Annotated in this window: 3 protein-coding genes; 2 read left to right on the forward strand and 1 reads right to left on the reverse strand. The window is 49.4% G+C overall.

What is annotated here, in order from left to right:
- Both IQ260_RS29725 and IQ260_RS29730 read left to right on the forward strand, forming a co-directional pair.
- Window positions 1-1,061 (forward strand): hypothetical protein (locus tag IQ260_RS29725; RefSeq protein ID WP_193996657.1); only part of this gene is annotated, 1,061 nt, incomplete at its 5' end.
- Between the two features lie 247 nt (window positions 1,062-1,308).
- Window positions 1,309-1,536 carry a hypothetical protein gene (locus IQ260_RS29730; RefSeq protein ID WP_193996658.1) on the forward strand — a complete coding sequence of 76 codons (228 nt, stop codon included), beginning with the start codon at window positions 1,309-1,311 and terminating at the stop codon, window positions 1,534-1,536.
- Window positions 1,537-1,600: 64 nt separating this feature from the next.
- On the opposite strand, the gene hetR is transcribed toward IQ260_RS29730, so the two are convergent.
- Window positions 1,601-2,530 (reverse strand): heterocyst differentiation master regulator HetR, encoded by a 930-nt coding sequence (gene hetR, locus IQ260_RS29735; RefSeq protein ID WP_322745081.1) that lies wholly within the window; start codon window positions 2,528-2,530, stop codon window positions 1,601-1,603.
- Window positions 2,531-2,563: the final 33 nt, after the last annotated feature.

A 2,563-nucleotide genomic window follows, 5' to 3' on the forward strand; every position in this document is an offset into this window, starting at 1 on the left:
CTCCCACCCAGATGTCTTCCCCTGAGACCAGTAGTCAACGTGAAACCGAGTTGCTCGATCTGGTGCGAGATCTCAACGAATGCAACGATGTGCTGCTGGCTAAGGTATCGCAGTTAGAAGAATCTCTGGAGCGATCGCAAGCAGCACTCCAAGCCGAAATTGACCATTCTGGCAGTCTTCCGCAGGGCGACCGGGAGATCGTACAGTTGGTCACCGAATTAGAACAAAGCAACCATGCCCTGCAGCAGCATCAGCGGCTAAACAAAACCTTGCAAACAGAGCTAGCTGTATCCAGAGAACGGGCCATGCGTCTGGAAACTGAGCACGCAGCACTACTGCAGCAAAGCACAGCACAATCCCAGGAACTATTACAGACAAATACTAACTGTCGCGACCTGAGAGCCCGTCTCCAGAGACAGCAGCGCTACACCCTACAGTTCAAGGCGGCTCTCGAAAAATGTCTGAGTATGTCAGCGGAGGCACCCAACAGCGGGGTGACCAACGTTGAAACCAACGGCATAGCCGCCGTGATGCCCAAAATCGAAGAAATTCGTCCCTGGGTCTCTAGTCAGGGGCCAGGTAGGCTAGACCCCCAGCTAGAATCCATGATTCGTGGCATTCAGCCCAGTAGCCAGCCGGCGCCGTTCGCCAAAGCATCAGAAACCGAAGCAGAAGATCAGCTGTGGCACGACCTAGCTCGGGTTATGGATCCAGAAGACACTCCCGCCGATTTTGAGCTACATGAGCCTGCCACAGCTGCAGAGGAGCCTCAATTTACTGAGCCCTCTCCCTGGAGTACAGGCCTATCTGAGTCTGCTGCTCCCAAGGATGCAGCAGAGACTACTGCCCTATCCCCCCAGGTAAATGAAATCCTTGCTCGAGTGCAGTCGGCTCAGGTAGTGACAGCAGCCGATACGTATTTGCCAGCCATTTCTGCTCAGAGTAGACCTTCGCCTGTGGCGAATCCATTAAAACCTCAAAAGCGAATCGGCTCCCTAGCCGCCATTGATCTACCCAATTTTCCGCGTCTGGAAAAACAGCCTCCCATAGCCAAGACTTGAGGGAAACTTTACGCACAATTCCCTAAAATAAAATCTTTTTACGAGTCAACTTAGGTTAGACTTTTCTAACTTCAGGTCAACATGTGTGAGGAAGCGGTAGTTTTACTGACTACCACTGGTTTACAGGTCCATCTGGGATGGATTTGCAAACTATAAGATTGACCGGGGCCAATCATCAGCTAACAAAGCAATCCTAAGAGTTTGCCTAGCCCATCGGGTGGCGATTGCATCTTACCCATACAGACATATGAGCCCGTCCACTTTAAAAACTGTTTTAGAAAGCTCTCCATCAGATAAATCTGTCAGTGAAGCCCACATAGCCACAGCAATTCTCCATGTTATCGAATCAGCTCGCTCCCAAGGCCAAACCTTGGAGGATGTGATTACAGAGCTGATGGCCGATGATGCCTTACTAGATCCCAAAAGCCGACATTTGTTGAGAGATATTATGACTCAGGCTTGGAATACCCTCTAAGCAGCATTAACTGACCACTCGCTGCCCTACCTCATCGCCAATCTCAGGGCAGCGAATTAGGATATCAACTAGCGTCTATATCGCTATCACCGACAGCCATTTGTAGCACCATAGGCTCACCACCAGACTGGTGATATTTATCAGCCCATTGGCGTAAGAGTAAATCTAATTCATCCAGGGCCTGTTGACGATTCTCTGATGGAATATCAAGAGACTCTAGAACCCTCATGGTGCCATCTTTACGAGCTACCCACTCATGCATAAGTCGAAAATAGCGGGCCGTATCTTCGATCATGGTATAAGTTCTTTCGGCATCATCTGTCGGAATATAGGAAGCCCGAGAAAGCGAATAGAAAGGCATGCCCCATGGAGAGTCAACGCGCGTAACGGTGCCAGAATAAATCAAGCGTCGTCGGATATGCTCTGCTAATGCTTCGCTCAGCGGTAGTTGTCGCCCGCTTGGAACAGATTCTTGGGACCGGGCGTGGAGAAACTCAATCAGCTCAGCAAATTGAAATGAGGTAATCAGCTGGGCATCTGGCAAATTTGGCGGTAGCTTTTGCTCAATTTGGGCTTTTTCATCTGACGTTAGGTTAGTGCCGACTAATCTAGATCGTCCAGGAGTCCAAGGATATTTTTCGAGCCAAACATAGGGAAACTGAATCAAGTACCGGGGCTCTTGCGCCCCCAGCATTTTTAATAACTTACCTTCGCTTAAAGCCTGTCGCACCTCTTCGACGATGGCTTTAACCCGCTTCGGTTCAATATGATGCAAATGCCCCGTCATGCGCAGGTTTTGTCCCTGCTCCATGTAGGTCGTATAAATTGCACATTTAGCAGCAGTTGCAGCTGCATCTAGGAACGCGCCATGACGATGTCCACCAGTACGCATGGCACTGAAGGCTAGGTACATCATTATCTGATCGATAGCACTAGGTTCTAGACGCTTAATCAGATCTGAATCAGCAGTCATTGGTAATTGAACATTGGTCATGGACGATTAATAAGAATAGATACACGCTAACAG

This window comes from Leptolyngbya cf. ectocarpi LEGE 11479, assembly GCF_015207065.1.
Lineage (GTDB): Bacteria > Cyanobacteriota > Cyanobacteriia > Phormidesmidales > Phormidesmidaceae > Leptothoe > Leptothoe ectocarpi.